A 21,786-nucleotide genomic window follows, 5' to 3' on the forward strand; every position below is an offset into this window, starting at 1 on the left:
TTGTGTACGAAGGTGCAGTTCAGGAGCTGATTGACGAGCTCGGCCGGCTTCCCGGTGTGGGCCCCAAATCAGCGCAGCGCCTGGCGTTCCACATCCTGGAGGCTGATCCAGAGGACATGAAGCGTCTGGTGACGGCCATCACCACGGTTAAGGAACGGGTGAAGTTCTGCTCGGTCTGCTTCAACGTGACCGAGCAGGAGACCTGCAACATTTGCCGGGATCCACGCAGGGACCCGTCGGTCATCTGCGTGGTTGAGGAGTCCAAGGACGTCCTGGCCGTTGAGCGGACCCGGTCCTTCCGTGGCCGGTACCACGTGCTGGGTGGCGCCATCAATCCGATCGCTGGCATCGGTCCGGAGCAGTTGCGGATCCGCGAGCTCCTGACCCGATTGAATGATGGCGCCATCCAGGAGATCATTATCGCCACCGACCCCAACCTCGAGGGTGAGGCCACAGCTACCTACCTGGCGCGTATGTTGAAGTCCATTGGGGTCGCTGTGACGCGGCTGGCTTCCGGGCTTCCCGTGGGTGGCGACCTCGAGTACGCCGACGAAGTCACGCTGGGCCGGGCATTCGAAGGAAGGCGCAACGCGCTGTTGTAGCTTCGGTTCCGGGACCACCACCACGTAGGTGGCATCTGCGGCGGTGACTACTTGTCCGGCTGCGCTCCTCGCCATGTTGAAGTAGTCAACGATCTTTCCGGACACAGAATTCAAGGGGAGCCTTGGGCAGTCAGGAAATGCCCGCCCTCCGCGCCTTCAACCAACGCCCTGAAATGGTGAGCAGCGCAGCAAATGCTGCCTGTACTGCAAAGCCGGCGAAAGCCACGGGCACCGGCGGCGCGAGCCCGGCACTCGATTCTCCGTCCAGGCAAGGGACTTCGCGGGATGGGCCGTCGGCGGCGTACTGGAGCCCGGCCAACATCCATCCGACGACATGGTCAGGGTGCACAAACTGGGCTCCAATACTCCCCAGGAGCAGCGCAGGATTCGATGCCGCAAGCCATGCCACGCGTTCCGTATGCACCACCTCCACCTCGTGCAGGCTGCCAACACACTCGTATGCAGTGATCCTCCCCGCGTCGTCCCTCTCCACGTTCACGGGCACTGAGGCGCCGCCCATCTCACTGGTTCCGGCAAGCAGCAACAGAGTGAGCGCGCCATTCCCGAGGCAAAGGAACATCGTCACCACCCCAGCCAGGACGCCCGCCGGAACGGTAGAGGCAAAGCAAGCCCGCGCACCTCCGCCCATGAGGCCGAACAGTCCCACCTCCAGGACAATCACGACGGCGGCCGCCCCAGCCAGCGCTGGCGGCCCACCCGTGTTGAAACCCACGATCAGCAGGACCACACATGACAGCGCAGCGAAAACGACTCCACGGATGGTCGCTGCGAGGAAGCGGACCAGAATGCTCGACCAGGCATGCCGGAAGCCACAGATGACACCCAGTATCGCGGCGGCCAAGGCCAGGAATCCAGCCATAAAGACGTAGGTGGCACCCAAGACGTCCGAGTCGAACCCTTCGAGCGATTGCACCCAGGCAACCATTGCAGCGGCAACGCCACCTGCAAAGGCGATGGCGCAACAGCAGCCCAGCCAAAACCACCAGGAGAACAACGAATTCCGGGCATCCCGCCAAGCCAGTTTCAGGGCAGTTTTGACGACGGCCGCAGGCGGTGGTTCCGAACCACCGCTGGATGAAGTCACCCGCGGCTGATCGTCAACCAATCCACCGCCGATGACCTCGTACTCCGGCTCGTTTGCACCGGCACCCCGCTTGCCCGAACGGTCAGGAACGCCGGCCAAGGCACCACGCAATCCTCATGACGTGGATGGTACGCCTGGGCGTCACGCATCAACAGAGATGCCGGAAGAAGGTGGGACCATAGTTCATGGCCCAACTCCCCCGTTTCCCCAAGCGTCCGCAGCCCGTCACCCCGCTGAGCTGGCAGGAGTCGGTATGGGACTATCCAAGGCCTCCGGTGGTGCAGCACCGCTCGGAAAGGATTGTGGTCCGGCTCGGCGGCCGGATCATTGCGGACACCGTGGATTCGGTCAGGGTCCTCGAAACCAGCCACCCTCCCGTCTACTACCTGCCCTTCGAGGCGTTCCCTGCCGGAGTATTGATCCCGGTGGAAGGCGGAACTTTCTGCGAATTCAAGGGGATGGCGGCTTACTTCGACGTCGTGGCAAACAGTGTGGTCGCATCCCGCGGCGGGTGGACCTACCCGGAACCCACGCAGGGTTTCGAGGCTCTCAGAACACGGGTTGCCCTGTACCCGGGCCGTATGGAGTCATGCGAAATTGACGGCGAACCAGTAACGGCGCAATCTGGCGGTTTCTACGGGGGTTGGATCACTCGGCGCATTGTGGGGCCTTTCAAGGGTGAACCCGGCTCCGCAGGCTGGTGAGATCCCGAACACTGCCCCCCCACGAACGCGTCAATGGAGGCCACTCGAGCTGTTATGCTATTCGATGGATAAACCATTCGTTCGGGGGATTCGGTTATGGGGATTGCTTTCGATGACGGCGCGGCCGATGCTCTAATCAGTGCTGCCGATTCCGCGGATGAGGCTCTACGCTCCGAGGGCGCGTTCCTGTCGGGAGCCATTGATCGTGTCATGGAGGATTTCAAAGGGGGCTACGCCCGCTTGTTCCTCCAGGCCTGTGCCGTCTGGGCTGATGACCGTGTCCGCCTTGCCAGTGTTCTCGCCGCGTTGGTGGAGGATGTCCAGGAAGCAAAGCTGCGGGCCGCGCGGGAGAAGTCGCGGCTGAAGAACCTCGCCGACTGGCAGCAACGCGCCGACATCCGTGAACAACAATTTCAGTCTTTCCTGAGTCCGTTGAGTGACCCCATGCCCGCGGAATGGCCGTTGCCCACACCGACGGTTTCAGCAGAATTCTCCCCAAGGGAGCGGGCAAGGTTCGCCGGTGGATCAGAAGCCGGGACAAGCGCGGCGGACCCGGGAAAGCTGCGCGACTTCGCGTCCCAATCCCGAACTTCCACAAACATCCTCAATAGTGAACTCGGACGTGTGCGGAACGCCTGGGGTAGTTTCACCGCTGCTTGTTCCTGGGTGAACAGCGGCAGCGTCACCTTCGTGCCCGGTTTCGAGCAGCTGCTCAGTGAGAACACTGCTGATGCTGGGTGGGTCGAACGCATCGCCGCAGCATTTGAAGCAGCTGGCAGCGGCTCCATGGCTGACACCATCCTCAACAGCGTTCTCATTCAGTACGCTCCCCCACGGCAAGTGAGTTTGACCGACATCGGGGCCCTTAACGCCGCACAACTAAAGGCGTGGCTGGCCACCCCAGCCAACAAGGAACGGCTTCAGGGGCTGCTCGAGCAACCAGGGCTGGACCCTGTGATGATCGCCAAGTGGTGGGCCGGACTCGGCCAGACGGTCGCCACCGGGACAATCGAACCCGGCGAGGCCCAGCTTTTTCTGATCCAGACCCTTCCCGGAGTCATCGGGAACCTGAACGGTGTCACCGCCACTGCCCGGGACAAGGCCAATCGCATACGCCTTGCCACCGAGAACGAGCGCATCAAAGACGAACTCACCAAAACGCCTCAATTCCTGCCCGCAAGCCAAGGCCTGTCCGTGACCAACCCTGCTTGGACACGGCTGCAAACGCAGCAAAAGGCCCTCAATGGCATCGGTGAGGCCCTGACGAACGCCGGGGCCGCGGATGTTGCTGTTTTGCTCGGATTCGATCTTACCCACGGCTCCCCCAAGGCACAGGTCTCTGCTGGCAACCCGGACACGGCTGACAACGTCACCTACGCCGTCTCCGGTATGAACATCACCCCGCAGAGCGGTTTTAACGACTGGGCGTTCAACGCCGCGAACCTTCAGGCGCAACAAAAGTTGCTCTCTAGGGATAAGTCTTTCGCTGTGGTGGCATGGATCAACTACGAACCGCCCACGGTTCCGAGCGTGAACAGTGGCGATGCCGCCCGCGCCGGCGCCGACCGCTTCGTCACAGACCTTCAGGGCTTCAACGCCGTCAGAGAAAGCTTGGGCAACAGGACCCCGGAGACTCTGAACGTGCTGGCTCATTCCTACGGCACCACGGTGACCTCAGACGCCCTTGCCGCCGCGGAATTGAACGTCGCTTCCTTCACGATGCTCGGCTCCGCCGGCATCGAAAAGGAGATCCGAAACGCCGGTGAACTCCACGTGCGTCCCGGGCAGGTCTATGCCAGCCACGCCAGTGGCGATGGGCTGGCCCAAATGGGCCGCTTCCTGCGCCAGGATCCGCGCCTGGAATCCTTCGATGCGAAAGTGTTCTCCTCGGACTCAGCCACGATTGACGGGACCCGCTACCACGGCACCACCGAACACAACACCCTGGTACACAGAAAAGACGGCGACGGATACGGCTACCTGGACAAAGGAACCACCGCCCTGTACGAAGCTGCCCTCACAACGACCGGCCACGGAGACCGTACCCTTCCAGGCGCGCGGCCTGTCTCGCCGCCGGCCGGATTTGCTGGCCGATGAACAAGTCCGAAAGAGTGAACCTCATGTCCTATGAACCCAAGGCCCGTCTCAGGACCCGCTATGTCCTTACCGGCTTGCTAAGCATGCTCTTGGCGCTGAGCGCCTGCACCCCCACCACCACGGAGAAACCGATGACCGGCCCAAACGACCCCAGCGACCCTGCTACCGTCAAAGCCCAGGTCGAAGAACTCAAACAAGCCCTCGCGGATCTCCACGCCTTCAAAACCGAAACCCAACAAGTCATTGGGACCCAAAAATGGGTCGACGAGGGCCTCCGAAATGGCCCCTGCAGCACGTCCGGCGGGGAAGACGGCGTGAACTACATCGTCCTGAGCCAAACCGCCGACCCAGTCGACCTTGAAGCCTCAGTCAGCGCCGTCAAAACGTTCTGGGAATCCAAAGGCTTCACCACCCGCACTGAAACCAACCCCAAAGACCCAGGCCTCATCCGCCTCTACGCCGATCAGAACGGCGGACAACTCATGTCCTACTACGCAAACATCAAAGGCTCCGGCCTGGAAATGGACACTGTCTGCATCGCCGGAGACCAAACCGCGATCTACAAAGAGCTCTATCCCGAAAACTTCGGCCTCCCGTCCAATCCCAGCCCCTCCGATACTGGCAAATAGACCTCCCAGGTAGAAGACGTTGCGGAAAGGTGAAGCTCATGCCCTTTGAACCCAAGGCCCCGGTAAGGGCAAGCCGCATACTCGCCGGACTGTTCTTTGCTGCTATTGCGCTGAGCGCCTGCACGCCCACCACCACGGAGAAACCATTGACCGGCCCAAACAACCCCAGCGACCCTGCCACCGTCAAAGCCCAGGTCGAAGAACTCAAACAAGCCCTCGCCGATGTCCACGCCTTCAAAACCGAAACCCAACACACCATCGGAACCCAAAAATGGGTCGATAAGGGCACTCGAAACATGCACTGCACCACACCAGACGGGCAAGAAGGCGTGAATTACAGCATCATGAGCCAAACAATGGAAAGGCTCCGGCTTGGAAATGGACACTGTCTGCATCGCCGGAGACCAAACTGCGATCTACAAAGAGCTCTATCCCGAAAACTTCGGGGCCTCTCCCACCGCCAAGTAGAACCGCGACCCGACGCCCACAGGATGCTGCTGGTCCAACAAGCCCTGGCCGCCATGTGGTCACAATTCCTGCCAGCACTGCCCGCGGCGATAAACTGGGGAAATAAGCTACGCAGGCGTGTTCCAATGCCACATTGGCAGGCCGCGTTCGAACCCTATTGATGCAGTGAGGGTGCGCGCATGACTATGCCCACTACCGAAGTGAAGATCGACGAGCTCTCCAACGAGGCTGCCATTACCAAGCAGCTGATCGTGCAGAAGTTCGGCGGCTCCTCGGTTGCCGATGCCGATGGCATCAAGCGGGTCGCACAGCGCGTCGTGGATGCGCAGAAGGCCGGCAACGAGGTTGTGGTTGTTGTCTCCGCGATGGGCGACACCACCGATGAACTCCTGGACCTCGCGAGCCAGGTCACGGACTCCGCTCCGGCCCGTGAGATGGACATGCTCCTGTCCGCCGGCGAACGTATTTCCATGGCCCTGCTTGCCATGGCCATCAACAAGTTCGGTGCCTCGGCGCAGTCCTTCACGGGTTCCCAGGCCGGAATGATCACGGACGGCATCCACGGCAAGGCGCGAATTATCGACGTCGACCCGCACCGTATCCGGACGGCTTTGGACAAGGGCCACATCGCCATCGTCGCTGGTTTCCAGGGCATGAGCCGCGCTACCCATGAGATCACCACGTTGGGCCGGGGCGGCTCGGACACCACTGCCGTTGCCCTGGCGGCGGCCCTCGAAGCCGATGTTTGCGAAATCTACACGGATGTGGACGGCATCTACACTGCCGATCCCCGCGTAGTGACCAGCGCCCAGAAGATCGACCGTATTTCCAGTGAAGAAATGCTGGAGTTGGCTGCTTCCGGCGCCAAGATCCTGCACCTCCGTTGCGTGGAGTATGCACGTCGTTTCGGTGTGCCGCTGCACGTCCGTTCGTCATTCAGCCAGAACGAAGGCACGTGGGTCATCCCGGGCGCCGAAGAAAAGTTCACGATTCAAGAGGGAGTTGCCTTGGAGCAGCCAATCATCTCCGGCGTTGCGCACGACCGGTCCGAAGCCAAGGTCACCGTTGTGGGCGTTCCGGACATCCCCGGCAAGGCTGCTGCGATCTTCCAGGTGATCGCCGATGCGCACTCGAACATCGACATGATCGTCCAGAACGTCTCGACGCACGGCACAGGCCGTACGGACATCTCGTTCACGCTCCCCATAGTCGAAGGTGCGGACGCCTTGGCCGCCCTGCGTGCCGCCGAGGGCCAGATCGGCTTCGAAAGCATCGAATACAACGAGCACGTCGGCAAGCTTTCGCTGATTGGCGCGGGCATGCGTTCGCACCCCGGCGTGTCGGCCACGTTCTTCAAGGCCCTTTCCGACGCCGGCATCAACATCGATATGATTTCCACCTCGGAGATCCGCATCTCTGTCGTGACCAGCGCTGATGCGCTGGATGACGCCGTCCGCGCCATCCACAACGCTTTCGAGCTCGACGGCGACGCCGAGGCTACCGTTTACGGCGGCACCGGCCGCTAGCATCGCCACGGGCAACGCCCCAAGTAAGTAACAGATAAGGCCGTTCTGAGCTCTCAGAACGGCCTTATCTGTTACTCAGTTCGGTGAGCCGGCGCCAGGAGAACGTCAATGAGCTGCCGGAGTCCGTCAGCCATGTCGACATCCTTGTCGTAGAGCCACTGGAGCTGCAGGCCGTCAAAGGCGGCAACTGTCAGCCTGGCCAACATCACCGAGTCAACGTCGGTACGGACGTCCCCCGAATCCTGGCGCCGCTCAATGTCAGCTGCGATATCCCGCACTACCGCCTCATAGCGCTCCTTGAAGTAGCCATGCGAGTCGTGTTCCGGGTGGTTGGCCGTGGCTGAGGCAACTGCGTAGAGCGTCGTCAGGCCCGGCTCCCGGCGGTTGCGCTCTGCAATGGTGGCCATGAGGCCCAAACCAACGTCTTCCTGTCCGCTGCCGGCCAGGGACCGGCGGTCTCGTTCGGCCAGGACGGCCGTTAGGAGCTCCTGCTTCCCCTTGAAGTAGTGGAACAGGGTGGCTTCCTTCACTCCCACCAGCTCCGCCACGCGCTTGAGGGCCGTACCTTCAAAGCCTTCCGTGGCGAAGACGTCTGTTGCTGTCTGGATGATCTGTTCGCGGCGTTCCGCTCCCTTGGCGTACTGGCCGCGGGCCCTCGAATTAGGCATTGCGTCAGTCTATTTCACCGTCATTTCCATGAAAACCTAGTCACACTAGATTTTTATCGCTACAGTCTTTGCAGAGACCCAACGGTGGGTCGCACATTCACAGGAGGCAATGTGGCCCTCGATATCACCCAGCAGGCTCCGGCCGCCAGCACCAACCCTGCCCCGGAAGCGCCCCGGGCAAACGAAGCGCCCCGAGCAGCTTCGCGCGCCTACGTCATCGGCATGCCGATTGCGAGCGCCGGCCTCTGGATGGCTGTTCTCGCCCCCGCCCTGGTGGTCCTCGCCGTCAAGGTTTCAGAAATCACCACGCCGGACACCAGGGCCGGCGCCCTCAGCCTGGTGGCAGGAGTCGGAGCGGCAGTCGCCCTCCTGGCGAACCCGTTCTTCGGGCGCCTCAGCGATCGGACAACTTCCCGCTTCGGCATGCGAAAGCCCTGGATCGTCGGCGGTTCCCTTGTTGGCCTGGCAGCACTGTTCCTGCTGGGTTCGGCCGCAGAAGTCGGCACCGTCCTGGCTGCCTGGGTTGTAGCACAGCTGGGCTTTAACGCCGCGCTGGCAGCCCTTGTAGCCACACTTCCCGACCAGGCCGGCCCCGCCGAGCGCGGGCGCCTCTCCGGGCTCATCGGCATGACACTTCCCATCGGCCTCGTGGCCGCAGCCTTCTTTGCCCAGATGTTCGACAACGCCCTGCAGATGGCCGTCGTCCCGGGAATCGTGGGCACGGCCGTGGCAATAGCTTTCGCTTTCACGTTCAAGGACCGGGTCCTCACTGAGAAGCCGGCTCCGTTGAACTTCAAGGAGATCCTCGTCTCCTTCTACTTCAACCCCAAAACATACCCCGGACTGGGCTGGGCCTGGCTGACCAAGTTCATGGTCTACGTCGGTTACTGCGCGGGACTGTTGTATCTGCCGTACTTCTTCACGGACCACCTGCACATCGCGGAAAGCCAAGTCACCAGCCTGGTGTTCCAAGCAACGCTGGTGAGCTCAGCAGGCACGGTCATCACCAGCCTCGCCGGCGGCTGGATCAGCGACCGCATCGGCAAGCGGAAGGCCATGGTGATCATGTCCGCGCTGATCATGATGGGTGGCCTCATTGTTATCGCCACCAGCACCGGAGCCGGCCAGGTATTGGTTGGGCAGGGCATTCTCGGCCTGGGTCTGGGCGTCTTCAGCGCCGTTGACGTAGCCCTCATCACGGACCTCCTGCCCAAAAACCAATCCGAGAACGCCAAGACCTTCGGTGTCTTCAACATCGCCCAAGCCCTCCCACAGTCCCTGGTCCCCGCCGTCGCATTTCCTGTCATTGCGCTGGGTGGCTATCCCGCCCTGTTCCTGGGTGGTGCCGTGGTTGGCATCATCGGAGCACTTCTCGTCACCCGCATCAAAGGAGTCAAGTAAATGAACCCCATCCTGTCGGCAGCCGTCACCGCCCCCGCAGCCGGAAGCCCGGACGCGGAAGCCAAGATCCGGGAAATCGCCCGGAGCCTGTCCCTGGAGCAGCAAGTACAACTGCTCACAGGCGCGGACGTCTGGTCCACGCACGCCATCCCGGAGATCGGCCTGTCACGGGTCGTGATGTCCGACGGCCCTGCAGGCGTCCGCGGCGAGGACTTCGATGAGCGCCACGACTCCGTCTCCCTCCCGTCGTCGTCCGCTTTGTCCGCCACCTGGAGCGTCGAAACTGCCCGCCGCTACGGGCAGGTCCTGGGCCAGGAGGCCCGACGCAAGGGTGTGCACGCCGTACTGGGCCCCACCATTAACCTGCACCGCTCCCCGCTGGGCGGCCGCCACTTCGAGTGCATGAGCGAGGACCCCCGGCTCACCGCCACCATGGCCGCAGGATACGTGACCGGCGTGCAGTCCATGGGTGTTGGTGCGACGCCCAAGCACTACCTGGCCAACGAGGCCGAAACCGACCGCTTCACTGCGGACTCCGTGGTGGACGAACGCCCGCTCCGCGAGCTCTACCTGGCAGCCTTCGAGGACGCCATCACCGAGGCCCGCGCCTGGCTGGTCATGAGCTCCTACAACTCCATCAACGGAACCACGGCCAGCGAAAACAAACTGCTGGAAACACCGCTGTCCACTGAGTGGGGCTTCGACGGCGTCGTGGTCTCCGACTGGACGGGCGTGCGCTCCGTGGACGCCGCCAACGCCCACCAGGACCTGGAAATGCCGGGGCCGGTAGGCCACTGGGGACCCAAGCTTCTGGCCGCCGTCAATGACGGACACGTTAGCCGGGACGCCATTGTGGAGAAGGTCACCCGCATCCTTCGCCTGGCGGCGCGCGTTGGCTCACTGGAAGGGTTCGCGCCCGCAGTCACCGAGCTGCCCGCGCAACTTGACGGTGCCGCCGTCGCCCGTGAAGTCGCTGTCCGCGGCGCGGTACTGGTCCGCAACAAGGGCCTGCTGCCCCTGGACGCCGCATCGCTCAGCAGCGTGGCCGTGATCGGCCACAACGCCGATGAAGCCCGCACCCAAGGCGGCGGCAGCGCCACCGTCATGCCCAAGTACACCGTTTCGCCGCTGGAGGGGCTCCGCAGGGCACTGCCCGACGGCGTGAAGGTCACCTACGCGCGCGGCGCCAAGGTAGCCGAGGGCATCCAGGCATTCCCCCGCACGTCCCTGCACAACCCCGTGTCCGATGTGCCCGGCATCCGGGTGAGTTTCCTCGCGGCGGACGGCACGGAAATTTCCGGGGAAGACCGCCTTGCCTCGCACCTGATCTGGTTCGGCATCGGAATTCCCGACGGCGCGGCCTCCATTCGCATGGAAGCTGACTGGACGGCAGAAACAGCGGGCATCCACCACTTGGGCGTCGGGACTGTGGGCCGGATCCGCTTTGTCCTGGACGGAACGGAGGTCTTCAACGGTGAACTCGAGGACGAGACCGAGGTCCTTGGCGCGGCGCTGTTCGATCCCCCCAAAACCGTCCACGCCATCGAAACCACGCACGGCCAGAGGGTGCGGATTGAGGCCGAATACCAGTTGCCCGAGGAACAGGTCATTCCGTTCACGGCAGTCCTGCTGGGTGAAGAAACCGTGGTCGCGGACCCCCAGGCCGAGATCGACGCGGCTGTGGCGGCTGCCCGGGCTTCCGACGTCGCCGTGGTTGTGGTGGGCACCAACGCGGCCATCGAATCGGAGGGCTTCGACCGGAAGGACCTTGACCTCCCCGGCTACCAGAACCAATTGGTTGAGGCTGTCGCGGCAGCCAATCCGCGGACGGTCGTGGTGGTGAATTCCGGCTCGCCGGTGCTGATGCCATGGCTCGACGCCGTGGACGCGGTCCTGCTGGGCTGGTTTGGCGGCCAGGAGTTCGGCAACGCCATCGCTGACATTCTCCTGGGCCTCGAAGAGCCGGGCGGACGCTTGCCCACCACGTGGCCGGCAGCACTGGAGGATGTCCCCGTGCTCAACACCACTCCCGTGGACGGCAAGGTTACCTACGCCGAAGGAATCCACATCGGTTACAGGGCGTGGTTGAAGCAGGAAGCAGAGGGCGGAGCGGCTCCTGCCCTGCCGTTCGGTTACGGTTTGGGCTACACCACCTTCGAGCTCGGCACCGCCCACGCCCCGCAGGTAGTACAGGCCGGGAACGACGTGGTGGTCCACGTGCCGGTCAAGAACACCGGCACCCGTACCGGGCGGGAAGTGGTGCAGGTTTACCTGGACCGCACCGAATCCGCCGTCGAACGTCCCGTCCGCTGGCTGGCCGGCTACGCCGGAACGCATCTCGCCACGAACGGAACCGAGAGCGTGGAAATACGCATCCCCGCCAAGGCGTTTGCACATTACGACGGCGGATGGCAGTTTGAGCGGGGTATGTTCCGTATCCTGGTTGGTCGCCACGCCATGGACGACTTCCAGTCAATGGAGATCGAACTCCGGTAATGCGGCGTTGAAAAGCGCTGGGTGACGGCTTTTTTGGGCCGTCACCCACGTGGTTTTCGCCACAAGCTGTAGAACTGGGGTATGGTATGGAATTTTCGTGGCATGCTGTACGTTGCATACCCGGTAACCCCCTACACGAAGAGGCAATAAAAAGTGGCAGCCGATTACGACGAACTCCGTACCGATGTAAAAGAGAACCAGGAGCAGTCCCTCCAGGCTCTCCAGTCCGCCAGCGCTCCCACGGCCAAGAGTGTCGTGCTTGAACTGGACGAAACCGATGGCCTCGACGCCAACGGCCCCGGCGGCGAAATCGTCGCCGAAGAGCTGGTTATCCAGGTCATCCCGCAGGCTAGCGATGAGTTCACGTGTAACTCTTGTTTCCTGGTCCGCCACCGTTCGCAGATTGCCCGCGAAAAAGATGGCGTCGCCTACTGCACTGACTGCGAAGGCTAAGACGACCCACCACCCCGGCGGATTGAACGTCGTCAGGGAGTGCCGCCGTCGGGATTAAATTGCGGAAGGACCGGAGCAAATGCTCCGGTCCTTCCGCACTTAAGGCCTCGCTACTGTGGCATTCCTGCCCTGCCGACGGTCTTCTGGCGCCGATGGTTGCTTAGCCTGAGCTGAAGGATCCGGGCTCCGCCCGCCAAGGCCACGAGGACACCTCCACCGACCGCCGCGATGAACAATGTGGTGCCCAGCGCCAGGGTCCCTTCAAGTCCAAAGAACCGAACGGTGATCATGTCCTGGTTTTGGACAAAGAAGACAATCAACATCACAAGGACCACCAGTCCAACTGCCACCGCGACCCATAGCGCAGCGGTGCGCGTGGGGCGGTTCCGCCCTGGCGCCGGAGGCTGGACGGCACGCTCTGCTGGCGGCACGGTGACTGGCTCCACCGGCTTGGAGCCGGCAGGAGTTCTTCCTGCATCATCCTGGAAACTCATGGCTGGACCCCTACCCGTCGGCTGCTGTCGTTCGCAAACATCATAAGCATGCTTACTTATTTGTGGACAGGGGGCGTGACGAAAATGGGGCGAGCCAGCGCCTACTTCATTGAGTAGTCGGTACTGGTTGGACCTGGATCGTTGTTGCGGACAGCGTAGTGGTGCCCCTCGGAATCTGTCTCGACGTCGAAGTTCTTCAGGTCTTCCTCCGAAGCCGTCTCGAAGTCATCATGCTTGTGCACAACAGGGCTGTCCGTGTCGCCGTGCGTCGCCGGACCAAAGACGTATTGCAGCCGCTCCGTGACGTGCTGGAAACCTTCCAATCTGCGTCCCATCATCTCCACCCCCTTTCCACAGGAGAGAGAAGCGCGGCAGGGCTGATGCGGTGCCGTTCAGTGAGCCAATTTTACGCCCGGATCACCCCATGCGAGAGGGCTTAACGCAGGGACTTGTCGTCCGGGTTGCGGGGCACCACATAGGTGCTGCCGTCGGGGCGGCGGAGGGTTTCCCACTGCTGGGTCTCGGCCTGGCGTTGGGCGAGCAGCTGCCGGTTGGCCTCGGTCATCTCGTGGTCAAGGGAACTGCTCTGCGCCGGTCCGAAAATGATCCGGAACTTTCCGGTGGCGCGCATGAACTTCCGGGTCAGGGATTCCTTTGCCACGCTTGATCGACTCCTCTTTTAGACGGTTCAACACCTTCATAGTACGCTAATCATTAGTGCACTAACTAATCCGCAGGGTGTCGGGAAGGAAGGAAAGACATGACCAGCGTCAGCGAGACCACGGAGGAAACCGATGACCTCCTTTTGGAGCGTCAACTGTGCTTCGCACTGACTGTGGCTTCCCGGAGCGTCGTCGGCATCTATAAACCTGTCCTGGAGAAGCTGGGACTCACCCACCCCCAGTACCTGGTGATGCTGGCCCTCTGGGAACGAAGCCCCCGGACACTCAAGGACATCAGCGACAGCCTCCTCCACGAGCCCGCTACCCTCTCGCCACTGCTGAAGAGGCTCGAAGACGCCGAGCTCATCACCCGCGAGCGGGTGGCCGGCAACGAACGCGCCTTGGCCATCAATTTGACGCCGAAGGGCGCCGCCCTGCGTGAACAGGCGACGGCGGTCCCGGGGCAGATCCGCGAGCGCCTGCAACTGAGCCGTGAAGAGGTGGCGGAGCTCCATCAGGCCATGATCGGCTTGATAGCCACTACCCAACGCACCCCCTAGCCAAGGACGGGCAGCGGTGTTCTGCTTGGGAGTGAACACCGGCGTAAAGCACCACAAGTGCCACGTAAAATGGATGCAAACCCAGGAGATCCCATGCGCATGCGATTTATTCGCCCCCTACTGGCGGTACCGGCACTGACCGTGTTGACCGTTGCCGGCCTTGCGGCCTGCTCAGGCGCCCCCACGCCGGGTTCCACGGGAAGCGCAACCCAGGCACCGTCGTCGTCCGCTCCTGCAAGCAGCAGCCCCGCAAGCGGCGCTCCGACAAGCAGCGCTCCGACAAGCAGCAGCAGCGGCACCGCCGAACTGTCCATCACGCTCATGGAAACACCGGAAGCCGCACCGAAGACCTTCACCCTTGTTTGCGCCGATGGGAAGCCCGCAGCCGAAAGCAAGCACCCCTCCCCCGCTGAAGCCTGCGCCACGCTCAAGAACAACCCCGCCATCCTCAGCCCCGCCCCACCCCGGACCGACCAGGCCTGCACCATGCAGTACGGCGGCCCGGCAACAGCCAAGGTGACCGGCGCCGTGAACGGCAAGGAAGTGACGGCCGCCTTCAGCCGCACGGACGGTTGCCAGATCGCCATGTGGGACGCCGCCAAGAGTATTCTCGGTTCAGATGGCGGCGCCTAACCTGCGGCACCTCCCCCAGGAGCAATGGCTCGGGCTGGAGGCAACCCATCATGCCCGGGTGGCGCGCTACGCCGACCCGTACCTGGCCCGGCGTTCGGCGGGGAAGAAACACCCCGTGGAAGACTTCCTCTTCACGTATTACACCCAAAAACCGGGACAGTTGCTGCGCTGGCATCCCGGCCAGGCAGTGCTGCTCAGTGGCGATCGTGCCTTGGAGCGCGCCAACTGGAAGTTCTACCGGACAGCCGACGACGGCGAACTCGCCGCAGCGGGCCTGCCCGCGGGAACCCCTGCGGTCACCTTTGACCGCGGCAGTTTCCTGGCCGACCGCGCAGAGGCAGTCCGGTTCGCGGGAATCATCCTTGCCGGAACCGCAAAGCGCCCGGCACAATTCGGCTGTTTTGGACTGCACGAATGGGCCATGGTCTACCGGCAGGAGAAGTTCGAGCTGCGGCATGAATACCTGAAGCTGAGGTTGGGTGGCCAGGGCACGGACACCGTGGTGGAACAGAACAGGATCCGATGCTCCCACTTCGATGCCTTCCGTTTCTACACCCCGGACGCCCTGCCCTTGAACGAGCTCACACCCACGCGCGAGAACCAGCGGAGCATGGAACAGCCGGGCTGCCTGCACGCCAACATGGACCTTTACAAGTGGGCATACAAGCTGACGCCCGCGCTGCCGAGTGGGCTGGTGATGGACTGCTTCGAGTTGTCGTGGCGGATCCGGGCCATGGACATGCAGGCCTCACCGTACGATCTCGAAGAATGGGGCTACCCACCCATCAGGATTGAGACACCGCAGGGCAAGGCCGAGTACGTTGAATACCAGCGGGCTTTCGCGGCCGAATCCCAGGAGCTGCGGACCCGCGTGCTCCAGGCAGTAGGACCGCTCTTGGACGAGTTGAGCGGCCTGGCTGCCTGAGCACCCGACGCCACCAGCGAAAGGTCACCATGGTTTCCGATAACACCGTTGATACAGCCAAGAGCGAGTACGACGTCGACCTGACAGTGACGTTGACAGAGGCACCGGGCGCTGAGGACAGGACGTTCCATCTCCGGTCCGCGGGCGGTGTCCTCTCACCCGACCCGAACTCAGTGGATTCGAACCTGCCGGATGCGCCTGCGGCGCTTGCCGCCGTCGAGCAGTTCGGGGAGGAGATCTTCTTCCCTGAACCACGCCCGGACAGGATCTGCACCCAGCAATATGGCGGCCCGCAGGTTGCCGTCGTTAAAGGCTGGTTCCGCGGACGGAAAGTCCACAGCCACTTCAGCAGGACCGACGGCTGCGAGATCGCACGTTGGAAAGCGTTGGCGGCGTTGCTGGGTAATACGGGAGGCTCAAGCGGCGCAGTGTAGATTGGGCTGCCCAACAGGCCCAGCCAGTCCAGTGATGATGTCGCTGGACTGGCTGGGACCTGGCAGCAGCGTGTGCCGCCTTGGTGTGCTGCCTTAGCTAACGGCAGGCGCCGGCTTACGGAGAAACAACCCCACCACCAGCGCTGTGAGCAGGCACAGTGCCGCATTCACCCAGATGGCCGTGGTGACGCCGCTGAGCACGGCCGGGGCATCGTTGTTCCCGATGGCGAGGATCTGTGCGGTGAAGATCGCGCTCATGATCGGGATACCCATGGTGATGCCGACCTGCTGGCTCATGGTCGCCAGCCCGGTGGCGAGGCCTTGCTCGGCGTCAGGCAGGCCGGACGTTGCGGTGACCATGAATCCGACGATAACCACGAGGTTTGCCACGCCCCCAATGAACGTGGCAACCAGCAGCAGGGCGATGGACGCCGGGTCGGCGCTGAGCAGGACCAGGGAACCAGTGGCGATTGCCTGGACGATGAATCCGTAGACGATTGCCTTCTTGTTGCCGATTTTTCCGATGACCTTGGGGCCAAGGACACCACCCAACACGGTTCCGAGACCCAGGACAGCGAAGGCCAAGCCGGCACCGAGCGGGGTGTAGCCGAGGACCTGCTGCAGGTACAGCGTCAACAGGAACACCAAGGACGTTTCGGTGACGAAGGCAAGAATGCCCGCAATGTTTCCCCACGCGACCGTGGAGCGCTTGAGGATTTCCAGTGGTACCAAGGGTGAGGCGGCTTTCCGCTCGACGGCCACGAAAGCAACGAACAAGACCACAGCGGCTGCGAGGTTGCCCAACGTCAGCGGATCAGCCCAGGAGTGTTCTGCGGCGTTCGTTAGACCGAACACCAGGGCCAGAAGGCCGAGTGTAACCGTGATGGCACCCGGTACGTCAAGCCTCAGCTTGGTGGTGGGCTTGCTCTCGGCGAGGACAATGGGGGCAATGATGAGCACCGCGATGGCCACGGGAACGTTGATGAAGAACGCCCAGCGCCAGCTGAGCAGGTCGGTCAGCAGGCCGCCGAGGATTGCCCCCGTGGTAAACCCGGCAGCCATCAGGGAACCGTTCAGGCCCAGGGCTTTGTCGCGCAAGGGGCCTTCAGGGAAGGACGCCAGCAGCAAGGACAGGGCGGCTGGAACGACGATGGCCGTTGCGATGCCCTGGCCAACACGGGCGATGAGCAACAATGCGGGGTCTGCAGCCAAGCCGCCGGCGAGCGAGGCTGCACCCAGCAGGGCCATGCCGATGATGAACATCCGGCGGCGGCCCGCGATGTCCGCGACGCGCCCGAACAAGAGGGTCAACCCGGCGGCGCACAGTGCGAACGCCGTCGCGATCCACTGGAGGTTCTCCAGGCTGAATCCGACGTCGGCACCGATGGCCGGGAGCGCGACGTTGAGGATCGAGAAGTCGACGGCGAGGGTAAAGCTCGCCGCGAGCAGGACGATGAGGGCCAGCCGTTGGCGGCCATTCATCCGTCCCGAGGAGGCAGGCGCCTCGGTTTCCATCAAGGGTGGAACGCCGGGTCCTGTGGTGACATCCGGTTGCGTGGTCATGGGAGTGTTCCTTCTCTGGAGGGGTCGCCGTCCGCGGACGGCATCTTCGCAACTCCACATTCACGGAATGCCCAGGGATCAACCACACCCCCTTCTGCCTACCCCTGACAGTGACAGGACATTGCTGCGCAAGACCGGCAGAATGGGCCCATGAGTAATCCAAGTGAACTTGGGGAGTTCCTTCGCGTCCGAAGAGCTGCCTTACAGCCAGAGGACGTTGGCCTTCTGAATTACGGCATCCGCCGTGTACCCGGCCTCCGCAGGGAAGAGCTGGCCATGCTGGCCGGCGTCAGCAATACGTATTACACACGCTTGGAGCAAGGCCTCAGCAACAACGCCTCCGAAGCGGTCATCGATGCAATCGCCCGGGCTCTTAACCTGAACACCGACGAGCGTGCGCACCTTTTCAATCTCGCCCGGCCAGGGACCACCAAAAGGCGCACCCTGACCAAGCCAGAGACGGTAAGGCCCGGCATGTTGCGCCTCATCCAGTCGATGTCCAACACACCCGCCGTCGTCCTGGGGCGCCGCAGCGAAGTGCTCGCGTGGAACCGGATCGGTCACAGGCTTGTGGCTGGCCACTTGGATTTCGCCGCGCCGGAGACGCCGTCAACGAGGCCCAACATGACGCGGCTCTTGTTCCTGGACCGCCACACCCGGGAGCTTTACAGCCGATGGGTCGAAGAGGCTACACGGGCAGTGTCCTCGCTGCGACTGGTCGCGGGCCGCGCGGCTGATGACGCGGAACTCGCATCGTTGGTTGGCGAGTTGACCATGAACAGCGACGAGTTCGCCAAACTGTGGGCACGCCACCCCGTTGAGAACTGCATGTCCGGACTGAAGTACATGCATCACCCCGAGGTCGGCGACATTGAGCTCAACTTCGAGGTCCTGACCCCTCCCGACGAATCGGGACACCGGATCCTGATGTATACCGCTGACCCCGGCACGCCTGCGGCCGAGGCCCTGCAATTATTGGCGTCCAGCGATGTCAACGTGGTGGAACCCGCTTGGACCTCGTGAACTACCAACGAGTTGCGACAGCTGGAGCATAGGACCTCAGCACAGTGGCCGGTGGGAAATCCCACCGGCCACTGTGCTTATTGGATCAAGCCGGACTAGCTTGCGTTGTTGCTCTGTGTCGGCTCGTCTCCACGGATCTTGCCGTGGTTCTTTTTGTCTTTCTTGTCCTTCTTCGGGTCCTCATCGTCAGGAACCACCACGGTTCCGCCCGGGTTGACCAGGACGGTGACGAAGCTCGGCTCGCTGGTTCCGGCGAAGGTCAGGCGGCCAATGTAGGAACCCGGTTCCAGGTTCTTCCAGTTCAGCGAAATCTGGCCCGTCTTGCCGTTGGCGAGACGGATCGGGTTAGGCGTCACGGTGGCGTTGCCCTGGTTCGCTCCCAGAACGGCGGCGTCAACGGTGGCCTTGGTGGCCTGGTTGTTGGGGCTCGCGTAAAGGTTGGCGAAGACGTAGTAGTCGCCCGGTGCGGGGTTGGGAACGGACAGTGATTCACTGGCGGAGGCTGTCGCTGCCGGCAGCTGCTGGCCCGACGGTGTCAGCACCAGCATGTCGAAGTCCGCGGCGTCGTTGGAGGAGATGACCGAGAACTTGGCCAGGGCGCTGCCCTCACCAACGGTCACCTTCTTCACGAAGTTGGATGCGTTGGTCTCACCGGCGAACGGGCCGGGAACCAGTTCCACTGCCGAGGAATCGGCCTTGGACAGTCCATCAATGGTCACTCCCACCGGAAGGTTGGTGCCGGAGGTGATGTTGATGGCTCCCGAGCCGTTGGGACCCGTTCCCGTGAACGCCAGCGCCTTGTCCGCAATGACGGACTGGGGGCGGACGGCGATCGGCGAGGTGACGGTCTTGTTGGCACCCGTCCAGCTCAGCGAACCCATGGCGAACTTGCCAAGGGCTGCGTTGTTGTTCTCGAACTGGACCTTGAAGGTCTTCTTCTCGCCCGGCGCACCGAAGTTCAGCACTGACGGAGTGACCTTGACGTTGACGCCCGGAACGTTGACCGACGCCCGGTAGAGTCCCGGCGTCAGGGCGGTTACGGTGCGGGTGACCTCGATCTTGCCTGCGAGGTTGCCCAGCGCGAACGACGGAACGTTCATGTCGCGCGCTGCGGTGGTGCCGAGCCCTTCCATGCCCAGGTCCATGCCGGCGCCTTGGATGAACTTCAGGTAGTCCTCGGTGGTTGCGTCGTAGACGAGGCCGGGGCTGAGGACCTTCGCGGGATCAACCTGGCCGGCACCGGTGGCGAAGACGTCCTTGTTGACGGTGCCGTTGGCCAGCTTGACCGGTCCAGCGGTGGTCATCATGGCGGACTTGACCGTGGCCGGGGACCACTTCGGGTTCTTGCCCAGGATCAGTGCGCCGAAGCCGGCAACGTGCGGGGAGGCCATGGACGTTCCGGACATGAAGCCGAAGTTGTCCCCGCCGGTTCCGATCGGCGAAACGCCTGCAAGCACGGCGACGCCGGGAGCGGAGACGTCAGGCTTCAGCAGGTCCGAGTCGGTGGCGAGCAGCGGACCGCGGGATGAGAAGCCGGCGATCTGGGGCTGGGCTTCGGCAGGCAAGCCCGTGGTATCACGGTTGACCAGGGACACGGTGATGGCCGGGTCGGCGGTGACCTTGTCCTTGATGGCCTGCGTTGCGGGCGGGTTCACGTGGACAGTGGGGACCGCGTGCTTGTCGGTGTCCAGCGAGGAATCGGTCAGGTTCACCAGGATCATGCCGACGCCGCCGCCCCGCAGTACTTCTGCGCTCTTGGCGGTCCGGTCAACCACGCCGCGGTCACAGACAACGACTTTGCCGGCAACCTTGGCCGGGTCCAGCGACCCCGGAGCACACAGCGCTGCATTACCCTGTCCGCTTGCGGCGTTGGTGGAAAGCACGACGCCGGCACCGGTCACCTCACGGTTCATGATGCTCGCTCCGCGGAATTTGCTGCCGTCGGAGAATTGGATCGTGCCCTGCAGCTCCTGGGAGAAGGAGGTGGCAGCAACCGTGGTCAGCCAGGGAGCGCCGTGGTTCACGGTGCTGGCAGTGGGACCGGAGTTACCGGCGGAAGCGGCGACGAAAATGCCGGCCGAAGCGGCGGACAGGAACGCCAGCGAGACAGGATCCGTGGTGCTGGTGGTGGACCCGGAGATGGAGTAGTTGAGTACGTCCACGCCGTCCAGGATGGCTTGCTCGATCGCATCAACGGATGCGGAGCCGTAGCAGCCGCCGGTGGCGGGATCGGTGTCTTCCCAGCAGACCTTGTAGATGGAGAGCTTGGCAGCGGGCGCGATGCCGCTGGTGGTTCCGAAGCTGCGCCCATCCACCACTGCGTCAACGTTGCCGTTACCTGCAGCTGTGCTTGCCGTGTGGGTGCCGTGGCTGGCAACGTCCACCGCGGAGATGACTTCTTCCGGGGCCCGGTTTTCCGGTGGCACGGTGTCAAGGAAGGCGTCTGCGAAGTAGTGGGTGCTGAGGACCTTGGAGTTGCAGGCGCTGCCATCGTAGTCAGCGCCCGTGCCCGTTCCGGGCTGGCACTCACCGACGAATGTGTCACCGTCGGCCTTGAGCATGGCGATCTTGCCGTCTGCGGTGCGGTAGGGAACGCCCACCTGGGGGTTGCCTACCAGCGGGCCCACGGGCTCGCCGGCGAAGAAGGGATTGGACGGGGTGTAGCCGGTGTCGATGACGCCAACGACAGTTCCCTTACCCGCGTTTTCCTGCCCGCCGTACTGGGTGGCCCAAGTGCCGTTGGGGCCGCTGAGCTTGAGGAAGTCGCTGGTTGAGTAGTCCGGTGCGTACTGCGTGTCTGGTGCAACCATGAGGACTTTGGGGTCCTTGGCAAGGTTGATGGCCTGGTCGGCGGTGAGGTTCGCGCTGAAACCGTTGACGGCAGTGGTGAACTCCCGCTTGATGTTCACGTTTTCCTGCTTGGCAACTTCCTGCTGCTTCTGCTGGAGGTGGGACTGGTATTCCTTTACCTCTGCGCTGTCGGCGTCGAGCTTTTTGCCTTCCTCCGGCTTGGTGGGCGCAAGACCCGCCGTGCCGCCGTCGTAAGTGGCCGCAGGCTTTTCGGCGAGGACCACCATGTAACGGCCGTCCTTGTAGGCGCTGGGGTCAAGGTTCTTCTTGGCCACGCCTGCTACATTCCCGGGCGTCTCCGGGGCGGGAGCGGCCTGGGCCGGCATCGCCACCGACGAGAGCAGCAACGGCAGTCCGACGGCGAGCGCCGCGGCCTTCCGGAGGCTCCCGCTTCTGGCGAAGCTCTTTCCTTGTGGTTTCACGTGTGGTTGCACCTTTCACTGAGGAGGCCCGGGCTCCATCGCCGGGGCCTGTCACCTATGAGTTGGTTGAA

General features: G+C 63.0%; 21 protein-coding genes. 14 read left to right on the forward strand and 7 right to left on the reverse strand.

Features of this window, described 5'->3' with window-relative positions; translation table 11 throughout:
• The first annotated feature begins 2 nt into the window (after nucleotides 1-2).
• Nucleotides 3-602 carry a recombination mediator RecR gene (gene recR, locus ABHM97_RS11080; protein ID WP_144661436.1) on the forward strand — a complete coding sequence of 200 codons (600 nt, stop codon included), beginning with the start codon at nucleotides 3-5 and terminating at the stop codon, nucleotides 600-602.
• Between the two features lie 130 nt (nucleotides 603-732).
• Here recR and ABHM97_RS11085 read toward each other — a convergent pair whose 3' ends face one another.
• A complete protein-coding gene (locus ABHM97_RS11085) occupies nucleotides 733-1,806 on the reverse strand; it encodes a hypothetical protein (protein ID WP_257370510.1) in 1,074 nt (357 codons plus the stop codon).
• Between the two features lie 86 nt (nucleotides 1,807-1,892).
• Between ABHM97_RS11085 and ABHM97_RS11090 the strand changes: the two genes are divergently transcribed.
• From ABHM97_RS11090 to ABHM97_RS11110, 5 genes are all read left to right on the forward strand, one after another.
• The gene (locus ABHM97_RS11090; protein WP_235519764.1) at nucleotides 1,893-2,411 is read left to right on the forward strand and encodes a DUF427 domain-containing protein; all 519 of its coding nucleotides are present in this window, start codon (nucleotides 1,893-1,895) and stop codon (nucleotides 2,409-2,411) included.
• Nucleotides 2,412-2,507: 96 nt separating this feature from the next.
• The gene (locus ABHM97_RS11095; RefSeq protein ID WP_349470696.1) at nucleotides 2,508-4,508 is read left to right on the forward strand and encodes an alpha/beta hydrolase; all 2,001 of its coding nucleotides are present in this window, start codon (nucleotides 2,508-2,510) and stop codon (nucleotides 4,506-4,508) included.
• A gap of 23 nt (nucleotides 4,509-4,531) precedes the next feature.
• The gene (locus tag ABHM97_RS11100) at nucleotides 4,532-5,137 is read left to right on the forward strand and encodes a hypothetical protein (protein ID WP_349470697.1); all 606 of its coding nucleotides are present in this window, start codon (nucleotides 4,532-4,534) and stop codon (nucleotides 5,135-5,137) included.
• 38 nt (nucleotides 5,138-5,175) lie between these two features.
• Nucleotides 5,176-5,766 (forward strand): hypothetical protein, encoded by a 591-nt coding sequence (locus ABHM97_RS11105; protein WP_349470699.1) that lies wholly within the window; start codon nucleotides 5,176-5,178, stop codon nucleotides 5,764-5,766.
• A gap of 18 nt (nucleotides 5,767-5,784) precedes the next feature.
• Entirely contained in the window at nucleotides 5,785-7,131 is a 1,347-nt protein-coding gene (locus ABHM97_RS11110) for an aspartate kinase (RefSeq protein WP_235519758.1), read from the forward strand.
• Between the two features lie 71 nt (nucleotides 7,132-7,202).
• Here the strand turns inward: ABHM97_RS11110 and ABHM97_RS11115 are convergent, their stop codons facing one another.
• Nucleotides 7,203-7,799, reverse strand: coding sequence for a TetR/AcrR family transcriptional regulator (locus ABHM97_RS11115; RefSeq protein WP_349470700.1), 597 nt, complete (start codon nucleotides 7,797-7,799; stop codon nucleotides 7,203-7,205).
• 111 nt (nucleotides 7,800-7,910) lie between these two features.
• Between ABHM97_RS11115 and ABHM97_RS11120 the strand changes: the two genes are divergently transcribed.
• The 3 genes from ABHM97_RS11120 to ABHM97_RS11130 all read left to right on the forward strand — a co-directional run bounded on the left by ABHM97_RS11120 (nucleotide 7,911) and on the right by ABHM97_RS11130 (nucleotide 12,149).
• Nucleotides 7,911-9,200, forward strand: coding sequence for an MFS transporter (locus ABHM97_RS11120; protein WP_349470701.1), 1,290 nt, complete (start codon nucleotides 7,911-7,913; stop codon nucleotides 9,198-9,200).
• Nucleotides 9,201-11,696, forward strand: a complete 2,496-nt coding sequence (locus ABHM97_RS11125; protein ID WP_349470702.1) for a beta-glucosidase family protein — start codon at nucleotides 9,201-9,203, stop codon at nucleotides 11,694-11,696.
• 153 nt (nucleotides 11,697-11,849) lie between these two features.
• Nucleotides 11,850-12,149, forward strand: coding sequence for a DUF4193 domain-containing protein (locus ABHM97_RS11130; RefSeq protein WP_211713967.1), 300 nt, complete (start codon nucleotides 11,850-11,852; stop codon nucleotides 12,147-12,149).
• Between the two features lie 110 nt (nucleotides 12,150-12,259).
• Here the strand turns inward: ABHM97_RS11130 and ABHM97_RS11135 are convergent, their stop codons facing one another.
• From ABHM97_RS11135 to ABHM97_RS11145, 3 genes are all read right to left on the reverse strand, one after another.
• Entirely contained in the window at nucleotides 12,260-12,643 is a 384-nt protein-coding gene (locus tag ABHM97_RS11135; protein ID WP_349470703.1) for a LapA family protein, read from the reverse strand.
• A 101-nt stretch (nucleotides 12,644-12,744) separates the two neighbouring features.
• Nucleotides 12,745-12,978, reverse strand: a complete 234-nt coding sequence (locus ABHM97_RS11140; RefSeq protein ID WP_235521411.1) for a hypothetical protein — start codon at nucleotides 12,976-12,978, stop codon at nucleotides 12,745-12,747.
• A gap of 101 nt (nucleotides 12,979-13,079) precedes the next feature.
• On the reverse strand, nucleotides 13,080-13,304 hold the full coding sequence (locus ABHM97_RS11145; protein ID WP_235521238.1) for a hypothetical protein: 225 nt from the start codon (nucleotides 13,302-13,304) through the stop codon (nucleotides 13,080-13,082).
• A 99-nt stretch (nucleotides 13,305-13,403) separates the two neighbouring features.
• On the opposite strand from ABHM97_RS11145, the gene ABHM97_RS11150 reads away from it, so the two are divergent.
• From ABHM97_RS11150 to ABHM97_RS11165, 4 genes are all read left to right on the forward strand, one after another.
• Complete coding sequence (locus tag ABHM97_RS11150) at nucleotides 13,404-13,865, forward strand: MarR family winged helix-turn-helix transcriptional regulator (RefSeq protein ID WP_235521240.1); 462 nt, start codon at nucleotides 13,404-13,406, stop codon at nucleotides 13,863-13,865.
• A 93-nt stretch (nucleotides 13,866-13,958) separates the two neighbouring features.
• Entirely contained in the window at nucleotides 13,959-14,498 is a 540-nt protein-coding gene (locus tag ABHM97_RS11155) for an SSI family serine proteinase inhibitor (protein ID WP_349470704.1), read from the forward strand.
• Nucleotides 14,485-15,423: a 3-methyladenine DNA glycosylase gene (locus tag ABHM97_RS11160; protein WP_349470705.1), complete on the forward strand. Its 939-nt coding sequence runs from the start codon at nucleotides 14,485-14,487 to the stop codon at nucleotides 15,421-15,423. The genes ABHM97_RS11155 and ABHM97_RS11160 overlap by 14 nt, the downstream gene beginning before the upstream one ends.
• Before the next feature lie 29 nt (nucleotides 15,424-15,452).
• Nucleotides 15,453-15,857, forward strand: a complete 405-nt coding sequence (locus tag ABHM97_RS11165; RefSeq protein WP_349470706.1) for a serine protease inhibitor — start codon at nucleotides 15,453-15,455, stop codon at nucleotides 15,855-15,857.
• Nucleotides 15,858-15,950: 93 nt separating this feature from the next.
• Here ABHM97_RS11165 and ABHM97_RS11170 read toward each other — a convergent pair whose 3' ends face one another.
• Complete coding sequence (locus ABHM97_RS11170) at nucleotides 15,951-17,339, reverse strand: MFS transporter (protein WP_349470769.1); 1,389 nt, start codon at nucleotides 17,337-17,339, stop codon at nucleotides 15,951-15,953.
• Between the two features lie 231 nt (nucleotides 17,340-17,570).
• Here ABHM97_RS11170 and ABHM97_RS11175 point away from each other — a divergent pair, with 231 nt between their 5' ends.
• Entirely contained in the window at nucleotides 17,571-18,443 is an 873-nt protein-coding gene (locus ABHM97_RS11175; protein ID WP_349470707.1) for a helix-turn-helix transcriptional regulator, read from the forward strand.
• A 95-nt stretch (nucleotides 18,444-18,538) separates the two neighbouring features.
• Here ABHM97_RS11175 and ABHM97_RS11180 read toward each other — a convergent pair whose 3' ends face one another.
• Nucleotides 18,539-21,715 (reverse strand): S8 family serine peptidase, encoded by a 3,177-nt coding sequence (locus tag ABHM97_RS11180; RefSeq protein WP_502921281.1) that lies wholly within the window; start codon nucleotides 21,713-21,715, stop codon nucleotides 18,539-18,541.
• Between the last annotated feature and the right edge of the window lie 71 nt (nucleotides 21,716-21,786).

Source organism: Paenarthrobacter sp. CAP02 (assembly GCF_040137855.1).
In the GTDB taxonomy this organism is placed as follows: domain Bacteria; phylum Actinomycetota; class Actinomycetes; order Actinomycetales; family Micrococcaceae; genus Arthrobacter.

Bases quoted from the DNA above. Each gene is read 5' to 3' on its own strand.
- ABHM97_RS11090 (WP_235519764.1), top strand. From the start codon at position 1,893: ATGGCCCAACTCCCCCGTTTCCCCAAGCGTCCGCAGCCCGTCACCCCG.
- ABHM97_RS11150 (WP_235521240.1), top strand. From the start codon at position 13,404: ATGACCAGCGTCAGCGAGACCACGGAGGAAACCGATGACCTCCTTTTG.
- ABHM97_RS11110 (WP_235519758.1), top strand. From the start codon at position 5,785: ATGACTATGCCCACTACCGAAGTGAAGATCGACGAGCTCTCCAACGAG.
- ABHM97_RS11160 (WP_349470705.1), top strand. From the start codon at position 14,485: ATGGCGGCGCCTAACCTGCGGCACCTCCCCCAGGAGCAATGGCTCGGG.
- ABHM97_RS11155 (WP_349470704.1), top strand. From the start codon at position 13,959: ATGCGCATGCGATTTATTCGCCCCCTACTGGCGGTACCGGCACTGACC.
- ABHM97_RS11175 (WP_349470707.1), top strand. From the start codon at position 17,571: ATGAGTAATCCAAGTGAACTTGGGGAGTTCCTTCGCGTCCGAAGAGCT.
- ABHM97_RS11140 (WP_235521411.1), bottom strand. From the start codon at position 12,978: ATGGGACGCAGATTGGAAGGTTTCCAGCACGTCACGGAGCGGCTGCAA.
- ABHM97_RS11095 (WP_349470696.1), top strand. From the start codon at position 2,508: ATGGGGATTGCTTTCGATGACGGCGCGGCCGATGCTCTAATCAGTGCT.
- ABHM97_RS11125 (WP_349470702.1), top strand. From the start codon at position 9,201: ATGAACCCCATCCTGTCGGCAGCCGTCACCGCCCCCGCAGCCGGAAGC.
- ABHM97_RS11165 (WP_349470706.1), top strand. From the start codon at position 15,453: ATGGTTTCCGATAACACCGTTGATACAGCCAAGAGCGAGTACGACGTC.
- ABHM97_RS11135 (WP_349470703.1), bottom strand. From the start codon at position 12,643: ATGAGTTTCCAGGATGATGCAGGAAGAACTCCTGCCGGCTCCAAGCCG.
- ABHM97_RS11100 (WP_349470697.1), top strand. From the start codon at position 4,532: ATGTCCTATGAACCCAAGGCCCGTCTCAGGACCCGCTATGTCCTTACC.
- ABHM97_RS11105 (WP_349470699.1), top strand. From the start codon at position 5,176: ATGCCCTTTGAACCCAAGGCCCCGGTAAGGGCAAGCCGCATACTCGCC.
- ABHM97_RS11170 (WP_349470769.1), bottom strand. From the start codon at position 17,339: ATGAATGGCCGCCAACGGCTGGCCCTCATCGTCCTGCTCGCGGCGAGC.
- ABHM97_RS11115 (WP_349470700.1), bottom strand. From the start codon at position 7,799: ATGCCTAATTCGAGGGCCCGCGGCCAGTACGCCAAGGGAGCGGAACGC.